Annotated in this window: 15 protein-coding genes; 5 read left to right on the plus strand and 10 right to left on the minus strand. The window is 71.9% G+C overall.

Annotation, left to right across the window (positions count from 1 at the left end):
* Nucleotides 1-188: 188 nt before the first annotated feature.
* The 3 genes from ACZ6R6_RS10675 to ACZ6R6_RS10685 all read right to left on the minus strand — a co-directional run bounded on the left by ACZ6R6_RS10675 (nucleotide 189) and on the right by ACZ6R6_RS10685 (nucleotide 5,095).
* On the minus strand, nucleotides 189-1,592 hold the full coding sequence (locus tag ACZ6R6_RS10675) for an FAD-dependent oxidoreductase (RefSeq protein ID WP_470092100.1): 1,404 nt from the start codon (nucleotides 1,590-1,592) through the stop codon (nucleotides 189-191).
* Entirely contained in the window at nucleotides 1,589-3,664 is a 2,076-nt protein-coding gene (locus ACZ6R6_RS10680; RefSeq protein WP_470092102.1) for a molybdopterin oxidoreductase family protein, read from the minus strand. The genes ACZ6R6_RS10675 and ACZ6R6_RS10680 overlap by 4 nt, the downstream gene beginning before the upstream one ends.
* A gap of 108 nt (nucleotides 3,665-3,772) precedes the next feature.
* Nucleotides 3,773-5,095, minus strand: coding sequence for an MFS transporter (locus ACZ6R6_RS10685; RefSeq protein ID WP_470092104.1), 1,323 nt, complete (start codon nucleotides 5,093-5,095; stop codon nucleotides 3,773-3,775).
* A 235-nt stretch (nucleotides 5,096-5,330) separates the two neighbouring features.
* Between ACZ6R6_RS10685 and def the strand changes: the two genes are divergently transcribed.
* Together def and ACZ6R6_RS10695 are read left to right on the plus strand one after the other, a co-directional pair.
* Complete coding sequence (gene def / locus ACZ6R6_RS10690; RefSeq protein ID WP_470092106.1) at nucleotides 5,331-5,810, plus strand: peptide deformylase; 480 nt, start codon at nucleotides 5,331-5,333, stop codon at nucleotides 5,808-5,810.
* Between the two features lie 253 nt (nucleotides 5,811-6,063).
* Entirely contained in the window at nucleotides 6,064-6,267 is a 204-nt protein-coding gene (locus ACZ6R6_RS10695; protein ID WP_306869021.1) for a cold-shock protein, read from the plus strand.
* Nucleotides 6,268-6,448: 181 nt separating this feature from the next.
* Here the strand turns inward: ACZ6R6_RS10695 and mshC are convergent, their stop codons facing one another.
* From mshC to ACZ6R6_RS10720, 5 genes are all read right to left on the minus strand, one after another.
* Nucleotides 6,449-7,672, minus strand: a complete 1,224-nt coding sequence (gene mshC / locus ACZ6R6_RS10700; protein ID WP_470092108.1) for a cysteine--1-D-myo-inosityl 2-amino-2-deoxy-alpha-D-glucopyranoside ligase — start codon at nucleotides 7,670-7,672, stop codon at nucleotides 6,449-6,451.
* A 91-nt stretch (nucleotides 7,673-7,763) separates the two neighbouring features.
* On the minus strand, nucleotides 7,764-8,480 hold the full coding sequence (locus ACZ6R6_RS10705; RefSeq protein ID WP_470092110.1) for an NRDE family protein: 717 nt from the start codon (nucleotides 8,478-8,480) through the stop codon (nucleotides 7,764-7,766).
* A gap of 33 nt (nucleotides 8,481-8,513) precedes the next feature.
* Nucleotides 8,514-9,275: an SCO1664 family protein gene (locus ACZ6R6_RS10710; RefSeq protein WP_306869005.1), complete on the minus strand. Its 762-nt coding sequence runs from the start codon at nucleotides 9,273-9,275 to the stop codon at nucleotides 8,514-8,516.
* Nucleotides 9,272-9,865 (minus strand): DUF3090 domain-containing protein, encoded by a 594-nt coding sequence (locus ACZ6R6_RS10715; RefSeq protein ID WP_470092112.1) that lies wholly within the window; start codon nucleotides 9,863-9,865, stop codon nucleotides 9,272-9,274. Before ACZ6R6_RS10715 ends, ACZ6R6_RS10710 begins: the two co-directional genes overlap by 4 nt.
* Nucleotides 9,866-9,874: 9 nt before the next feature.
* On the minus strand, nucleotides 9,875-10,573 hold the full coding sequence (locus ACZ6R6_RS10720; protein ID WP_451931943.1) for a histidine phosphatase family protein: 699 nt from the start codon (nucleotides 10,571-10,573) through the stop codon (nucleotides 9,875-9,877).
* Between the two features lie 65 nt (nucleotides 10,574-10,638).
* Between ACZ6R6_RS10720 and ACZ6R6_RS10725 the strand changes: the two genes are divergently transcribed.
* Together ACZ6R6_RS10725 and ACZ6R6_RS10730 are read left to right on the plus strand one after the other, a co-directional pair.
* Nucleotides 10,639-11,583 carry an aldo/keto reductase gene (locus ACZ6R6_RS10725; RefSeq protein ID WP_306868997.1) on the plus strand — a complete coding sequence of 315 codons (945 nt, stop codon included), beginning with the start codon at nucleotides 10,639-10,641 and terminating at the stop codon, nucleotides 11,581-11,583.
* Nucleotides 11,584-11,794: 211 nt separating this feature from the next.
* Entirely contained in the window at nucleotides 11,795-12,682 is an 888-nt protein-coding gene (locus ACZ6R6_RS10730; protein WP_470092115.1) for a hypothetical protein, read from the plus strand.
* A 37-nt stretch (nucleotides 12,683-12,719) separates the two neighbouring features.
* On the opposite strand, the gene fabI is transcribed toward ACZ6R6_RS10730, so the two are convergent.
* Both fabI and ACZ6R6_RS10740 read right to left on the minus strand, forming a co-directional pair.
* Nucleotides 12,720-13,484 carry an enoyl-ACP reductase FabI gene (fabI, locus tag ACZ6R6_RS10735; protein WP_470092117.1) on the minus strand — a complete coding sequence of 255 codons (765 nt, stop codon included), beginning with the start codon at nucleotides 13,482-13,484 and terminating at the stop codon, nucleotides 12,720-12,722.
* A 1-nt stretch (nucleotide 13,485) separates the two neighbouring features.
* Nucleotides 13,486-14,190, minus strand: coding sequence for a beta-ketoacyl-ACP reductase (locus ACZ6R6_RS10740; RefSeq protein WP_306868987.1), 705 nt, complete (start codon nucleotides 14,188-14,190; stop codon nucleotides 13,486-13,488).
* A 77-nt stretch (nucleotides 14,191-14,267) separates the two neighbouring features.
* On the opposite strand from ACZ6R6_RS10740, the gene ACZ6R6_RS10745 reads away from it, so the two are divergent.
* On the plus strand, nucleotides 14,268-15,767 hold the full coding sequence (locus ACZ6R6_RS10745; RefSeq protein WP_470092119.1) for a TldD/PmbA family protein: 1,500 nt from the start codon (nucleotides 14,268-14,270) through the stop codon (nucleotides 15,765-15,767).
* Nucleotides 15,768-15,871: the final 104 nt, after the last annotated feature.

Below are 15,871 nucleotides of genomic sequence, written 5' to 3' on the forward strand. Positions count from 1 at the left end.
GCGCTCTCGCCATCCGGTCGCGCTCCCCTCCTCATTCGCTCCGCGGCCCGCTCGTTCCTCGCGGGACACTCCACTCACTGCGTCGGCTCGCCGCTCTCGCCATCCGGTCGCGCTCCCCTCCTCATTCGCTCCGCGGCCCGCTCGTTCCTCGCGGGACACTCCACTCACTGCGTCGGCTCGCCGCTCCGTCATACCGAGACGCCCTCCTGCTCGCACAGCCAGCCGACGATGCCCTCGACCGCGTCGCGGCAGCCGCCGCAGCCGGTCGTGGCACGCGTGGCGGCGGCCACCGCCTCCACGTCCCGGGCGCCGGACTCCCAGCAGGCCCGGATCTGTCCCTTGGTCACGTTGTTGCACTGGCAGACCTTCGCCGCGTCCGGCATCCTGACCGGGCTCTCGGCGACCGTGCTGCCGGACAGGCCGGGGAACAGCAGCCCGGCCGGGTCCGCGGGGACCGGGGAGCCCCGGTCGAAGAGCTGGGTGACAGTGCCCACCGCGGCCGTCTCGCCGAGGAGGATCGCGCCGACCAGACGGCCGTCGCGGATGACGAGCTTGCGGTAGGTGCCCCGCGCCCGGTGACTGAAGCGCACCACCTCGGCTTCGTCCTCGGTCAACTGGGTCTCGCCCATCGCCGCCAGCTCCACGCTCTTGGCCTTCAACCGGGTCACCAGCCGCGACCCCCGGTACCGGGAGGTCTTGTCCGCCCCGGTGACCAGGTCGGCGACCACGGCGGCCTGCTCCCAGGCGGGAGCCACCAGGCCGTAGACCGTGCCGTCGTGCTCGGCGCACTCACCGATCGCGAAGATCGACGGGTCGTCGGTCCGCATCTCGTCGTCGACGACGATCCCGCGCCGCACCTCCAGCCCCGCGTCCCTGGCCAACCCCGTCACCGGCCGGACCCCACAGGCCAGCACCACCAGGTCCGCCTCGACCCGCTCGCCCGCGGCGAGCCGTACGCCGTCGTCGAGGATCTCCTCCACGACCACGCCGGTCCGCACCTCCACGCCCAGCTCCACGAGGGTCTCCCCCAGCAGCAGTCCCGCCTCGGCGTCGAGCTGCCGGTCCATCAGGTGCCCGGCCAGGTGGAGCAGCGTGACCGGCAGCCCGCGCCCGGCCAGGCCGCGGGCCGCCTCGATGCCGAGCAGACCGCCGCCGACCACCACGGCGCGCTGTGCCGCGCCGGCCGCGGCGAGGATCGCCCGGCAGTCGTCCATCGTCCGGAACGCCGTCGCCCGGTCCGCCCCGGGCACCGGCGGCACCACGGCGTCGCTACCGGTCGCCAGCACCAGCACGTCGTACGGCTCGCGCCTGCCGTCCGCGGTGAGCACGGCCTGGGTGTCCCGGTCGACCGCGGTCACCTCGACGCCGAGCAGGGCCGTCACCGAATGGTCGCCGTACCAGGCCGGGTCCAGCAGCCGCACCTGGTCCGGCAGCATCGTCCCGGCCACCACGTTCGACAGCAGCACCCGGTTGTAGGGCTGCCACGTCTCGGCGCCGAACACGGTCACCCTGACGTCCTTGTCCCGGGCGCGGACCTCGCTGACGAGGCGGGCCCCCGCCATCCCGTTCCCCACGATCACCAACCGGGTCATCCGACACGCTCCAGCTTCACGGCGCAGACCTTGAACTCCGGCATTCTCGACACAGGGTCGAGCGCGGGGTTGGTGAGCAGATTGGCCCCGGCCCAGTGGAAGGGCATGAACACGCTGTCCGGCCGGATCGCCGGGTTGACCCGGGCCACGCCCTCCGCCGTGCCCCGGCGGCCGACGACCCGCAGCCGCTCGCCCGGCGCCACCTCCAGATGCTCGGCGAGATCGGGGTGGAGCTCCACGAAGACCTCCGGGACCACCGCGTTCAGGGCGGGGATCCGCCGGGTCTGGGCGCCGCTCTGGTAGTGCGCGAGCACCCGGCCGGTCGTCAGGTAGAGGGGGTATTCGCGGTCGATGTCCTCCTCGGGCGGGCGGTGCTCGACGGGCACGAACCTGGCGCGGCCGTCGGGGGTGGCGAAACGGTCCAGGAAGGGCCGGGGGGTGCCGGGGTGGTCCTCGGCCGGGCAGGGCCAGAACACGCCGGTCTCGGCGGCGATCCGCTCGTAGGTGATGCCCGCGTAGTCGGCGACGCCCCCGGCGGAGGCCCGCCGCAGCTCGTCGAAGACCTCGCGCGGGTCGGTCGGGAACCCCTGCGCGCCGCGCAGCCGTACGGCCAGGCCCCGGAGGATCTCCAGGTCGCTGCGGACGCCCTCGGGCGGGTCGGTGGCCTGGCGGCGCAGCAGCACCCGGCCTTCGAGGTTGGTCATCGTGCCGCTCTCCTCGGCCCACTGGGTCGTGGGCAGCACGACGTCGGCCAGCGCGGCCGTCTCCGACATGACGAGGTCGGAGACCACGAGCAGGTCCAGCGAGCGCAGCCGCCCGGCGATGTGGCCGGCCCGGGGGGCGGAGACCACCGGGTTGGAGCCGAACAGCAGCAGCGCCCGCGGGCCGCCGCCGGCCCCGAGCGCGTCGAGCAGCTCGTAGGCGGAGCGGCCCGGCCCGGGCAGGTCCTCGGGCTCGATCCCCCACACGGCGGCCACGTGGGCGCGCGCGGCGGGGTCGTCGATCTTGCGGTATCCCGGGAGCTGGTCGGCCTTCTGGCCGTGCTCGCGGCCGCCCTGCCCGTTGCCCTGCCCGGTGACGCAGCCGTAGCCGGACCCCGCACGGCCCGGCAGCCCGAGGGCGAGCGCGAGGTTGATGAACGCGCTCACCGTGTCGGTGCCCTTGGCGTGCTGCTCGGCGCCGCGGCCGGTGAGGATCACCGCGCGGCCGGCGGCGGCGAGGATCTCCGCGGCCAGGCGCATCCGGGCGACCGGGACGCCGGTGATCCGCTCCACCCGCTCGGGCCACCAGGCGGCGACCGAGGTGCGGACCGCGTCGAACCCGCTGGTGCGGCCGGCCACGTAGTCCTCGTCCACGTGCCCCTCGGCGATCACGATGTGCAGCAGGCCCAGGGCGAGCGCCAGATCGGTGCCGGGGGTCGGCTGGAGGTGGAGGTCGGCCTGCCGCACGGTCGCGGTGGCCCTGGGGTCGATGACGATCAGCCGGCCGCCCCGGTCGCGCATCGCCTGCAGGTGGCGGACGAACGGCGGCATGGTCTCGGCCACGTTGCCGCCCGCGATCAGGATCGCGTCGGCCCCGGCGAGGTCGGTGATCGGGAAGGGCAGGCCGCGGTCCATGCCGAAGGCCCGGTTGGCGGCGGCGGCGGCCGAGGACATGCAGAACCGGCCGTTGTAGTCGATCTGGCTGGTCCGCAGCACCATCCGGGCGAACTTGCCGAGCTGGTAGGCCTTCTCGTTGGTGAGCCCGCCCCCTCCGAACACGGCCACGCCGTCGGGGCCGTGCTCTCCCTGGACGGCGCGGATCCGGGCGGCGACGAAGTCGAGCGCCTCGTCCCAGCCGACCGGCTCGCCGTACAGGAGCGGGGTGGTGAGCCGCTCGCCGCCGGTCAGCAGCTCACCGGCGGTCCAGCCCTTCTGGCACAGGCCGCCCGCGTTGGCGGGGATGTCCTCCCTCGGAGTGATCGTGACAGTCTCTCCGGCGGCCACGTTCATGCCGCACTGCAGGGCGCAGTAGGGGCAGTGGGTCGCCGCCCCCGCCTTCACAGGCGGCTGGGTGGGAAGTGAGATCGGCACATGTCCGATGGTGCTTTCGAGCGGTTTCACCGCTGGGTCCCCTCTGTTACCGGTGTGCTACAAGCCGCTAACGACGTTCACATTCGCGACGAGCCGGATGTGAGCCGTTCAGACGCGGGCGGCCGCCAGGCCCGGCACCGGGCCGGCGGTCCGCAGGTAGCAGACCCACGTCACCAGCGCGCACATCGCGTAGAAGCCGGCGAAGGCGGCCAGCGCGGCGCCCGCGCCCCCGGTGGCGGCGATGGAGCTGCCGAACCCCCGGTTGATGAAGAAGCCTCCGAACGCGCCGACGGCGGAGATGATCCCGACCGCGGCGGAGGCGTCGCGCTTGCCGGCGGCCAGGGCGCTGTCGTAGGCGGGCGTGCCGGGGGCGATCCCCGCGGTGGCCTTGGCCCGGAAGATGGCCGGGATCATCCGGTAGGTGGAGCCGTTGCCGACGCCGGTGGTGGCGATCAGGAGCATGTAGGCCCCGAAGAAGAGCCCGAAGCCGTGCTGGGCCACGCCCTGCCAGACCAGCGCCGCCGCGCCCGCCATGGCGGCGAAGTTGACGAGCGTCACCCGGGCCCCGCCGAGCTGGTCGGACAGCCAGCCTCCGACCGGGCGGATCAGCGAGCCGAGGAGCGGGCCGACGAAGGCCAGCCCGATCAGGGAGGTCTGCTCGGGGAACTGGCTCTTGATGAGCAGCGGGAAGGCGGTGGAGTAGCCGATGAAGGAGCCGAAGGTGCCGATGTAGAGGACCGACATGATCCAGGTCTGGGCCCGTCCGGCGATCTTCAGCTGGTCCCTCGGGCTGGCCTTGGCGGAGGTCAGGTTGTCCATGAAGAAGTAGGCGCCGGCCGCGGCGGCCACGATGAACGGGATCCAGAACAGCCCGGCGGCGGCCAGCCCGAAGGCGCCGATCACCAGTGGCATGACGAGCTGGACGGAGCTGACGCCGATGTTGCCGCCGGCCGCGTTGAGGCCGAGCGCCGCCCCCTGCCTGGACTGGGGGTAGAAGTAGGTGATGTTGGCCATGCTGGAGGCGAAGTTGCCGCCGCCCAGGCCGGCGGTGGCGGCGATCAGCAGGAACACCCAGTACGGCGTGCCCGGGTCGCTCACCGCCACGGCCAGCAGCACCGCGGGGACGAGCAGGAGCAGCGCGCTGATCACGGTGAAGTTCCGGCCGCCGAACCTGGCCGGGGCGAAGGTGTAGGGGATGCGCAGCGCCGAGCCGATCAGATTGGGCAGCGAGACGATCCAGAAGAGCTGGTCGGTGGAGAACTCGTAGGAGCCGAGCTGCACGGCCACGATGCTCCACACCGTCCAGAGGGTGAAGCCGAGATGCTCGGCGAAGACCGAGAAGATCAGGTTACGCCGGGCGATCTTCCGCCCTTCCCGGTCCCAGAATGCCGGGTCGTCGGGCCGCCACTCGCTGATCCAGCGCTTCGCCATCGTTCCTCCTGGGTCTTCAAAAAAGGAAGGTCTTCGAAAACCTAGAAGTGAGGCGTTACGCACATTCACGCTCTGTGATGGTGCACGGGTTACGTGTGACTAACCTCCGAAATATGCAATGCACAGGCCGCACATGCGTAACGTCCTGGAAACCTGCCGATCCCGCCGGTCACGGTTGAGGCAATGCGACAATGGGAATCGTGTGCGTGTCAGTCCGTCGCCTCGGGGAGTGCGTGTGGCCGTCCAGCCGATCCGACCCTTCGCAGATCCAGTGCTACGGACCGTAGCCGAACCCGTGACCGCCTTCGACCGCGAGCTGCGCGGCCTGGTCAAGTCCCTCCAGGCGACCATGCACGCCGGAGCCGGCCGCGCGGGGCTGGCCGCCCCGCAGATCGGCGTCCCGCTGCGCGTCCTCGTCTACGGGGTGGAGGGCAGGTCGGGCCATCTGATCAACCCGCGCCTGGAGCTCTCGGAGCGGACGGTCGTGGCCGACGAGGCCTGCCTGTCGGCGCCCGGCCTGTGGTGGCCGCTGGAACGCTCCTACATGGTCACCGCCCGCGGCCGCGACATGTTCGGCAGGCCCGTCACCATCCGCGCCCTGGGCATGCTCGCCCGGGTCCTCCAACATGAGGCCGACCACCTCGACGGAGTCCTGTTCGCCGACCGTCTCCCCGCCGACGAGCGCGAGCGATTCCTGCAGGCCGTCCCCTCCTGACCGGCGCCGCCGGCCCCGCGCGCCGACCCGCCGCCGAGACATTTGCCCATCATGCCGCTGACCTGTAGCCTTTGATAGTTGCAGTCGAAGTTCTCGATGGTGCCTGTCATCACAGGCGCTCACAGGAAGACCGCCGACAGCGGGCGTTACAGTTTCTCCGGATGGTTTCCGCGGATGCTTGGTAGGGTCCGCAACGCAGCCCCGGACCGTCGACCTGATGGTTCGGTGAGGCTCCCAATGAGGAGAAGTAGTTTTGTCTGAGGGCACTGTTAAGTGGTTCAACGCCGAAAAGGGCTTCGGGTTCATCGCGCCGGATGACGGCAGCGCCGATGTCTTCGTGCACTACTCGGCGATCAACTCCGGTGGTTACCGCACCCTGGAGGAGAACCAGCGTGTCAGTTTCACCACCACGCAGGGCCAGAAGGGCCCGCAGGCCGACCAGGTTCAGGTCATCTGACCTGTTCTAAAAGGCTTCCATCCGGGCCCGTACCGCTCCAGCGGTGCGGGCCCGGATTTTTTTACCGATCTTTTCCGCCCCGCCCCCGCCCTGGCCCGGGCAAGGCCGCCGGGCCGGGGGCTCCCGTCTCCGGGCGCCCTCCGTCGCCGGCGGGCGCCCGGCCGTCGCCGCGGGAGCGGCGTCAGAGCCTGACGCCGAGCAGCGCGTCCACGATGTCCGTCACGAGCGCGGGCGCCCCGGGCTCGGCGCCGCCCCCGGCCAGCGCCCGGTCGGCCCAGGCGTCGACGACCGCGAGCGCTCCGGGGGTGTCCAGGTCGTCGGTCATGCGGGCGCGGATCTCCGCGAGCACGGTCTCCGCCTCCGGGCCGGCCGGCAGGCCGGTGGCGGCGCGCCAGCGCGCCAGCCGTGCTTCGGCGGAGGCGAGCTGGTCGGCGGTCCACTCCCAGTCGCTGCGGTAGTGGTGCGCCAGCAGGGACAGCCGGATGGCCATCGGGTCGGTCTCCTGGCGGAGCCGGGAGACGAAGACCAGGTTGCCCTTGGACTTGGACATCTTCTCGCCGTCGAGGGCGACCATGCCCGCGTGCACGTAGGCCCTGGCGAAGGGCCACTCGTTGCAGGCGACGTGGCCCTCGTGGGCGCCGCACTCGTGGTGGGGGAAGATCAGGTCGGAGCCGCCGCCCGCGACGTCGAACCCGCTGCCCAGGTTGGCCAGCGCGATCGCGGTGCACTCGATGTGCCAGCCGGGCCTGCCCGGGCCGAACGGCGAGGGCCAGGACGGCTCACCGGGACGCTCGGCGCGCCAGAGCACCCAGTCGAGCGGGTGCTTCTTGCCGGGCCTGTCGGGGTCGCCGCCGCGCTGGCCGGCCAGGTCGATCATCCGCTCCTCGGAGTATCCCGAGACGGCGCCGAACTTCGGCGCCGCGGAGACGTCGAAGTAGACGTCTCCGTCGAGGACGTAGGTGGCCCCCTTCTCGCGCAGGAGCTCGATCAGCTCGGCGACCTGGTCGATCACCTCGGTGACGCCGACGTATTCGCGCGGGGGGAGGATCCGCAGCGCCTCCATGTCGGTGCGGAACAGCTCGATCTCCCGCTCGGCGAGATCCCGCCAGTCCTGCCCGGTCTGTTCGGCACGTTCCAGGAGCGGATCGTCCACGTCGGTGGTGTTCTGGGTGAAGTGGACGTCGTGACCGGCGTCCTGCCAGACCCGGTTGACCAGGTCGAAGGCGAGGTAGGTGTTGGCGTGCCCCAGATGGGTGGCGTCGTAGGGCGTGATGCCGCAGACGTACAGCCGCGCCGTGGGGCCGGGCTGGGTGGGGCCGACCTCTCCTGCGGCGGTGTCGAACAACCGCAGCGGAGCACCAACACCAGGGAGCCGAGGGACCTTCGGCGCAGACCACGATCTCATGTATTGAGCCTATCCAGCAGACGGACCGCCCCGATCAGCCCGGGGCGGTGGGGACACGGGGCACTCATGTCAACCGCCGGAGCTCGGCCCGTCATTCCGGCAGGACGCGACGGAAGGCCGCCGGATCGCGTGGATCATCGGTGAAGTCGTAGCGGACCCCGCCGGCGGCCAGCGCCAGCAGGGTGACCGACAGGGAGCCGTAGGCCCGCCCGTCGGGCAGCTCCTGATGAATGATCATGGTGCGGGGATCCTCGGGGGGCAGGCCCGCCCCGGTCGCGAGCTCCCGCCACTCCCCCCAGGGGGCGTCGAGGGCCGGGGGACGGCCGGCCTTGGCGAAGAGAGGGCGGAAGAACGCGACGCGCTCGTTGTCGTCGCCCTGCTCCCAGCCGCTGTTGACGATCATGTGGGTCCCGGCGGGGAGCTCGTCCATCCCCAGTGCCGTCCCGTTCCAGTGCCACACCCGGGCCCCACCGGGGTCGGCCAGGACCAGGTGGAAGGGGTCGTAGCGGGTCAGGTCCAGGTCCGGCAGGCGGCCTGCGGCCGCCGCCCGCAGCGGCAGCTCGCCCCGGGAACGGCGCGTGTCCTCCGGCGCGAGCAGGCCGCGGCCGTTGAGCAGCGCGCCCACCCGCCTGGCCGCGGGGTCGACGGCCAACCAGGTGCCTCCCGCCTGGAGGTCGCGCCCGCCGATCAGGCCCGGCCAGTGCTCGGCCGGAGGGAGCCAGGGCCGGGTGGTGAACTCATCGCGCACCCCGACGAGGATCAGGGGGATCTCGGCGCTCGGATCGATGCTGACGACAACCGTGCACATGCCCGGCAGGGTACGCCCCCGCCGGGGACCGCCTCAGATCGGGGGCCAGGGGATCGCGGGCCAGTCCTGGGAGGGCAGCGGGTGCAGGCCGGTGTCGAGCAGCCTGCGGACCCGGGACCAGGTGGCCTCGACCTCGGCCAGGGTGAGCAGCTCGCGGAGCCGGCGGCCCAGGCGCCCCTGCTCCAGGTCCCGCTCAAGGCGGGCCAGGACGTTCATGGCCTCCCGGGACAGGGGCTTGCCGCGCCACTGCCAGAGCACGGTGCGGAGCTTGTCGTCGGCGGAGAAGGAGACTCCGTGGTCGACTCCGTGGATGTGGCCGTCGACCAGCGGGAGCAGATGGCCGCCCTTGCGGTCGGCGTTGTTGACGACGGCGTCGAAGACGGCCATCCGGCGCAGCGCGGGCAGCCGGCTGCGGATGAGCGCCATCAGGTCGACCTCCGGGTCGGTGTCGATCCAGAGCTGGCACATGCCGGGGCCGAAGGGGCCGTCGCGGTAGACGGTCGGCGGGACGATCCGCCAGCCGGTCGCCGCCGAGACCTCGAAGGCGGCCACCTCCCGGGCGGCCAGGGTGCCGTCGGGGAAGTCCCAGAGCGGGCGCTCCCCGCGTACGGGTTTGTAGACGCAGGCCGCCACGTGCCCGCCGAGCCGTACGGAACAGTAGAGCGTCATGTTGCTCGCCTCGATCAGCCGGCCCTCGACCTCCAGCCGACCGTCGCGGAGCAGACGCAGAGCGGTCTCGTCGTCCAACCCCCTTGCGGGCGCCGCGCTCAGCGTGGGCTCGCTTTCGGCACTCATTCGCCTCCCTCAACCGATGAAGCGCTACTACCCCGGTAACCATTGAGACGCACGCAGATATGCCCGTCGGCATCGAGCGGCTGACCGCAGAGCGGACAGGGTGGACGGCCCGCCGCGACGAGGGCCATGGCGCGTTTGGTGAAGGCCCGGGCCGCGCCGGGACTGATGTGCACGCGCAGCACCGCGGGCTCGGCGGCCTCGGTGAGCCCGGCCAGCGAGGACTCCTCGAACTCCTCGTCCTCGGCGACGATCTCCTGGGCCTCGATCACCACCTGCGCGGTGTCGGCGTCCCAGGCCAGGGCCATCGTGCCGACTTTGAAGTCCTCGCTGATCGGCACGTCGAGCGGGCCGTTGTCGGTCAGCCCGGCCGGGGCGGCGGCCGGGACCTGGGCGGTCCCGCCGCTGCGCCGCAGGACCTCGTCGAGGAGCTCGTCCAGCCGGTCGGCCAGCGCGGCGACCTGGAACTTCTCCAGCCCCACGGTGGTCAACCGGCCCTGTCCCCGGGCCTGCAGGAAGAAGGCTCGTGATCCCGGTTGCCCAACGGCACCGGCCACAAACCTCTCGGGTGGGTCATAGTCGAAGACCGGCATAGCCCGACCTTACGTGGTCCCGGCTCCGCCGCCGACTGCGGCATCGCTCCCGGTGAGATTTTCTCCCCCGTCCCCATCCTCCGAACCCTCCGGGGGACGCAGTCCTGTCACATCTCCGCCGACGTCGTTGAGCCTGAGCACGAAGGGGCGCAAGGGGGTGTAGCGGATCGCGGTGAGCGAGGCGGGATCGGCCGCTATCCGCTGGAACTGGTCCAGATGGAGCCCCATCGCGTCGGCCACGATGGCCTTGATCACGTCTCCGTGGCTGCAGACGAGATAGACCGCCTCCGGGCCCAGGCGCTCGTTCCACTCCCTGACGGCGGTCACCGCCCGGTGCTGGACGGCGGGCAGGGATTCTCCCCCGGGGAAGGTCACGGCGCTCGGATGGGTCTGCACGACCTTCCAGAGGGGGTCCTTGGCGAGCTCGCCGAGCGGGCGGCCTGTCCACTCGCCGTAGCGGCACTCGCCGAACCGCTCGTCGGTCTGCACCCGCGCCGCCCGGCCGTCGGCGATCGCCTGGGCGGTCTCCTGGCAGCGCTCCAGCGGGCTGGAGACGATCGCGTCCAGCTCCAGCGTCGCCAGCCGCGCGGCCAGCGCCTCCGCCTGCGCCTGGCCCGCCGTGCTGAGATGGACATCCGGGGTCCAGCCGGCCAGCACCGGACCGGTCAGGTGGGTCAGGCCGTGTCTGGCCAGCAACAAGGTCGTCACGTGGCCAAGTCTTGCAGGCTTCACTCCACTACTTTTAACTGCCCGACCGGTAACCTGGCCGGATCATGGAGCAGCGCTATGTGGGCCGGAGCGGCCTGTCGGTATCCCGCCTCGGGCTGGGGACGATGACATGGGGACGTGACACCGGCGCCGAGGAGGCCGCGGCCCAGCTCCGCACGTTCGCCGAGGCCGGCGGCACCCTCATCGACACCGCGGACGTCTACACGGGCGGCGAGGCCGAGAGGCTGCTGGGCAGGCTGATCCGCGACGCGGTGCCGCGCTCGGAGCTGGTGCTGTCGACCAAGGCCGTGCTCACCCCCGCCGGGCGCCGGCCGCGCGACGCCTCCCGCAGGCACCTGATCGCCGCCATCGACGCCTCGCTGACCCGTCTCGGGGTCAACGAGGTGGAGCTGTGGCAGCTGCACGCCTTCGATCCGGACGTCCCCCTGGAGGAGACCCTGGCCGCGGTGGACGCCATCGTGTCCTCGGGCCGGGCGGCCTACGCCGGGGTGTGCGACTACACCGGCTGGCAGCTCGCGGCGGCCGCCGTCGGACAGCGGGCGGTCCCCGGCCGGGTGCCGATCGTCGCGGCCCAGGTCGAATACTCGCTGCTGGCCAGGGAGGCCGAGCGCGAGCTGGTCCCGGCCGCCGAGCACGTCGGCGCCGGGGTGCTCGCCTGGTCGCCGCTCGGCCGGGGGGTGCTGACCGGCAAATACCGTACGGGCATCCCCGCCGACTCGCGGGCCGCGACCCCGCACTTCGCCGACTTCGTCACGCCCTACCTGGACGAGAGGTGCCGGCGGGTCGTGGAGTCGGTGACGACCGCGGCCGAGGGGCTGGGCGTCTCACCTCTGTCGGTCGCCCTGTCCTGGGTCCGCGACCAGCCCGGGGTGACCTCGGCGATCGTCGGCGCCCGCACCCACGCCCAGCTCTCCGGCGTGCTCCAGGCCGAGGACCTCACCCTGCCGATGGAGATCAGGGAGGCGCTCGACGACGTCTCCGCGGACTGAGACCCGCGCGGACGTCCCGCGGTCGCGGCCCGCACAGGCGGAACGCGGCGGGAGACGGAGAGAATGAGAATCCGTCTCGCGTATCACTAGTCGATACCGAATCGCAACTTTACCTGGAAAACTCCGGCCTCCCCACAAAACTGTCAATGAGCGACGGGAGGGGGCGCCCGGATGTCGGCGAGATCCGATCGTTGATGGGCAAGGGGGGCAATTGCGAACTGCGATCTCTGCCGGTGCGCTGGCGCTGGCGCTGAGCGGCGGGATCTTCACGGCCGCGGCCGCGGCCGCGAGCGCCGCGCAACCGGACTGCGACAACGGCGGGCTGCTCGGCGGGGTGACGGGCGGTCTGTGCAAGGCCGTGGACACCGTCGGCGACGTCGTGGAGGGGGTGACGGACGCCGTGGCGCCCCCGGCCGCCAAGGCGGACGGCGCCGCCGAGCAGACGGAGGAGGCGTCCGTGAAGAACGCCGAGGCCCCGCCGCCCGCCTCCGCCCCGACCGCCTCCGCCTCCGCCCCCGGCACCCCGGCCGCGCCGGAGCGGCCCGCGGACGACAGCCTGCTGCCCAAGGCCCTCGACGACGTCTGCCTGCCGCTGGTGGCCTCTCCCGAGTGCACGAGCCCGTCGGCGATCTCCGCCCCGGAGAAGGCGGAGAAGACCGAGCAGCCGCCCGCGCGGCCGAGCCCCAGCCCCTCACCGAGCGGCAGGAGCGAGCCGGCCGAGCGGAAAGCGGTGCCGCTGCCGGTGGAGCCGCTGCGCCCGCCGCAGACCCGCACGCGTGTCCCCGACGTCGGCGACGTCGGCGAACCGGTGGTCCCCCGGCCCTCGCCCGTGGTCGACGCCGAGGCGCCCCGGGTCGAGCTGCTGTGGCCCCGCCCCGCCATGCAGGAGTTCCAGAGGCGCATGCAGGAGCTTCAGACGCGCAGGACCGACGGGCGGGCCCTGAGGCCCACCCGGTCGTCCGACACGCTGGGCACCGTGCTCACCACCGCCCTGCTGCTCGCGGCGATCCTCGCCGTCCGCCTGCTGTACGCCAGGCGGGCCGAGGAGGAGTCGATGCCGTTCGAGCCGCTCCGGATGGGCTGGCACCGGACGGCCTAGCCGTATCGGCCGGGCCGTCCGGGCACGTGCGCGTCCCTCAGGCGCCGATCGCGTGCACGCCGCCGTCGACGTGGACGATCTCACCGGTCGTGGCCGGGAACCAGTCGGACATCAGCGCGAGACAGGCCTTGGCCGCGGGCACGGTGTCGCCCAGGTCCCAGCCGAGCGGCGCCTTGTCCGGCCAGCTGTCCTCGAACTCCTTGAAGCCCGGGATGCTCTTGGCCGCCATCGTGCGCAGCGGCCCGGCCGCGACCAGGTTGACGCGGATGCCGTGCTTGCCCAGGTCGCGGGCCAGGTAGCGGGAGCACGACTCCAGGCCGGCCTTGGCCACGCCCATCCAGTCGTAGACGGGCCAGGCCTTGCTGGCGTCGAAGTCGAGGCCGACGACCGCGCCGCCCTCCTTCATCAGCGGCAGGCAGGCGACGGCCAGCGACTTGAACGAGTAGGTGGACACGTGCAGGGCGGTGGCCACGTCCTCCCACGAGGTGTTCAGGAAGTTTCCGCCCAGGCAGCTCTGCGGGGCGAAGCCGATGGAGTGCACCACGCCGTCGAGCCCGTCCAGGTGCTCGCCGACCCGGTCGGCCAGCGAGTCGAGGTGCTCGACGTTCTGCACGTCCAGCTCGATCACCGGCGGCGGCTCGGGGAGCCGCTTGGCGATGCGCTCGACCAGGCTGAGGCGGCCGAAACCGGTCAGCACGACCTGCGCGCCCTCCTCCTGGGCCAGCTTGGCGACGGAGAAGGCGATCGAGGCGTCGGTCAGGACGCCGGTGACCAGGATGCGCTTGCCTTCGAGGATTCCCATGTCAGTGCCCCATTCCCAGGCCGCCGTCCACGGGGATGACGGCCCCGGTGATGTAGGCGGCGTCCTCGCTCGCCAGGAACTTGACCACGCGCGCGACCTCGTCGGCGCTGGCGTAGCGGCCCAGCGGGATGTTCTTGCGGATCTGCTCCTGGTACGCCTCGTCGAGCGCGGCGGTCATGTCGGTCTCCACGAAGCCCGGGGAGACCACGTTGACCGTGATGCCGCGCGAGCCGAGCTCCCGGGCCACCGACCGGGCGAAGCCGATCATCCCGGCCTTGGAGGCGGCGTAGTTGCTCTGCCCGGCCGAGCCGAGCATCGCCACCACCGAGGAGACCAGCACGATCCGGCCGCGCTTGAGCCGCAGCATGCCGCGCGTGGCGCGCTTGGCCACCCGGTAGGCACCGGTCAGGTTGGCGTCGATGACGTCGGTGAAGGCGTCCTCCTTCATCATCGGCAGCAGCGTGTCCTTGGTGATGCCCGCGTTGGCGACGAGCACCTCGACCGGGCCGTGCTCGGCCTCGACCTTCTCGAACGCCGCGTCGACGTCGGCCGTGCTGGTCACATCGCACCGCACGCCGAACAGCCCCTCGGGGGGCTCTCCGGAGCGGTAGGTCACGGCGACGGCGTCACCGGCCTGGGCGAGCTGGCGGGCGATCGCGAGGCCGATGCCGCGGTTGCCGCCGGTTACGAGAACAGATCGAGCCATAGAGCTGACGCTATCGGCTACCCGGGGGTAAACCTCTTGTCCGTGGGGGACAAGATCACAGGGCTAGGATCGTTGACATGCGCCAGATCGATCCCGATTTCCTCGCTCTGCCCATGAGGCGGCTGGCGGACGCGGCCCTGCAACGCGCCCGCGACCTCGGCGCCGAGCACGCCGACTTCCGGCTCGAGCGCGTCCGCTCGGAGACCCTGCGCCTGTCCGACGCCTCGCTCGAAGGCTCCATCGACGCCGACGACCTCGGCTACGCCGTGCGGGTCGTCAAGAACGGCACCTGGGGGTTCGCCTCCGGCATCGAGCTCACCCCCGAGGCGGCCGTGCGGACCGCCGAGCAGGCGGTGGAGGTGGCGGTCATCTCCGCGGCGGTCAACCGCGAGCCCATCGAGCTGGCCCCCGAGCCGGTCCACTCCGACGTCACCTGGGTCTCGGCCTACGAGGTCGACCCGTTCGAGGTGCCGATGCGGGAGAAGGTCGCCCTGCTCGCCGGCTGGTCGGACGGCCTGCTGCGGGATCCGCGCGTGGACCACGTCCAGGCCTCGCTGAAGCAGGTCAAGGAGCAGAAGTTCTACGCCGACACCTCCGGCACCTCCACCACCCAGCAGCGGGTGCGGCTGCACCCGGAGCTGGAGGTGATGAAGGTCGACGGCGGGCGTTTCGAGTCGATGCGCACGCTGGCCCCGCCGGTCGGCCGGGGATACGAATACCTCACCGGCACCGCCTGGGACTTCCCCGACGAGCTCGCCCGCCTCCCCGAACTGCTGGAGGAGAAGCTGAAGGCGCCGTCGGTCGAGGCCGGACGCTACGACCTGGTCATCGACCCGTCCAACCTGTGGCTGACGATCCACGAGTCCATCGGGCACGCCACCGAGCTGGACCGGGCCCTCGGCTACGAGGCCGCCTACGCCGGCACCAGCTTCGCCACCTTCGACCAGCTCGGCAAGCTGGTCTACGGCTCGCAGGTGATGAACGTGGTGGGCGACCGCACCACCGAGCACGGCCTGTCCACGATCGGCTACGACGACGAGGGCGTGGCGGCCAAGCGCTTCGACATCGTCTCCGACGGCGTCCTGGTCGGCTACCAGCTCGACCGGCGGATGGCACGGCTGAAGGACCTCGGCGCCTCCAACGGCTGTGCCTTCGCCGACTCCCCCGGCAACATGCCGATCCAGCGCATGGCCAACGTCTCACTGCTGCCGGCGCCCGACGGCCCCTCCACCGAGGGGCTGATCTCCGGGGTGGACCGCGGCATCTACGTCGTGGGCGACAAGAGCTGGTCCATCGACATGCAGCGATACAATTTTCAATTCACCGGCCAGCGGTTCTACCGGATCGAGAACGGCAGGCTCGCCGGCCAGGTCCGCGACGTCGCCTACCAGGCCACCACCACCGACTTCTGGCGGTCGATGGCGGCCGTCGGCGGTCCGCAGACCTACGTGCTGGGCGGGGCGTTCAACTGCGGCAAGGGCCAGCCCGGCCAGGTCGCCCCGGTCAGCCACGGCTGCCCGTCGGCGCTCTTCCGCGACGTGCGCATCCTCAACACCCTGCAGGAGAGCGGCAAATGAGCGGGCGCGGCGAGCGGGCCGGCGTCCGCGGCGGGCTCCGGGCCCCGGGCGGGGAGATCGTATGAGCGAGCGGATCGAAGGAAACGACATCTCGGCGAGCGCCT

The organism is Streptosporangium sp. NPDC048886 (assembly GCF_055586905.1).

Excerpts from the sequence above, each read along its gene's own strand:
- ACZ6R6_RS10745 (WP_470092119.1), top strand. The coding sequence starts at position 14,268 with ATGCGCCAGATCGATCCCGATTTCCTCGCTCTGCCCATGAGGCGGCTG.
- fabI (WP_470092117.1), bottom strand. The coding sequence starts at position 13,484 with ATGGGAATCCTCGAAGGCAAGCGCATCCTGGTCACCGGCGTCCTGACC.
- ACZ6R6_RS10675 (WP_470092100.1), bottom strand. The coding sequence starts at position 1,592 with ATGACCCGGTTGGTGATCGTGGGGAACGGGATGGCGGGGGCCCGCCTC.
- ACZ6R6_RS10710 (WP_306869005.1), bottom strand. The coding sequence starts at position 9,275 with ATGAGTGCCGAAAGCGAGCCCACGCTGAGCGCGGCGCCCGCAAGGGGG.
- ACZ6R6_RS10715 (WP_470092112.1), bottom strand. The coding sequence starts at position 9,865 with ATGCCGGTCTTCGACTATGACCCACCCGAGAGGTTTGTGGCCGGTGCC.
- ACZ6R6_RS10705 (WP_470092110.1), bottom strand. The coding sequence starts at position 8,480 with ATGTGCACGGTTGTCGTCAGCATCGATCCGAGCGCCGAGATCCCCCTG.
- mshC (WP_470092108.1), bottom strand. The coding sequence starts at position 7,672 with ATGAGATCGTGGTCTGCGCCGAAGGTCCCTCGGCTCCCTGGTGTTGGT.
- ACZ6R6_RS10725 (WP_306868997.1), top strand. The coding sequence starts at position 10,639 with ATGGAGCAGCGCTATGTGGGCCGGAGCGGCCTGTCGGTATCCCGCCTC.
- ACZ6R6_RS10685 (WP_470092104.1), bottom strand. The coding sequence starts at position 5,095 with ATGGCGAAGCGCTGGATCAGCGAGTGGCGGCCCGACGACCCGGCATTC.
- ACZ6R6_RS10740 (WP_306868987.1), bottom strand. The coding sequence starts at position 14,190 with ATGGCTCGATCTGTTCTCGTAACCGGCGGCAACCGCGGCATCGGCCTC.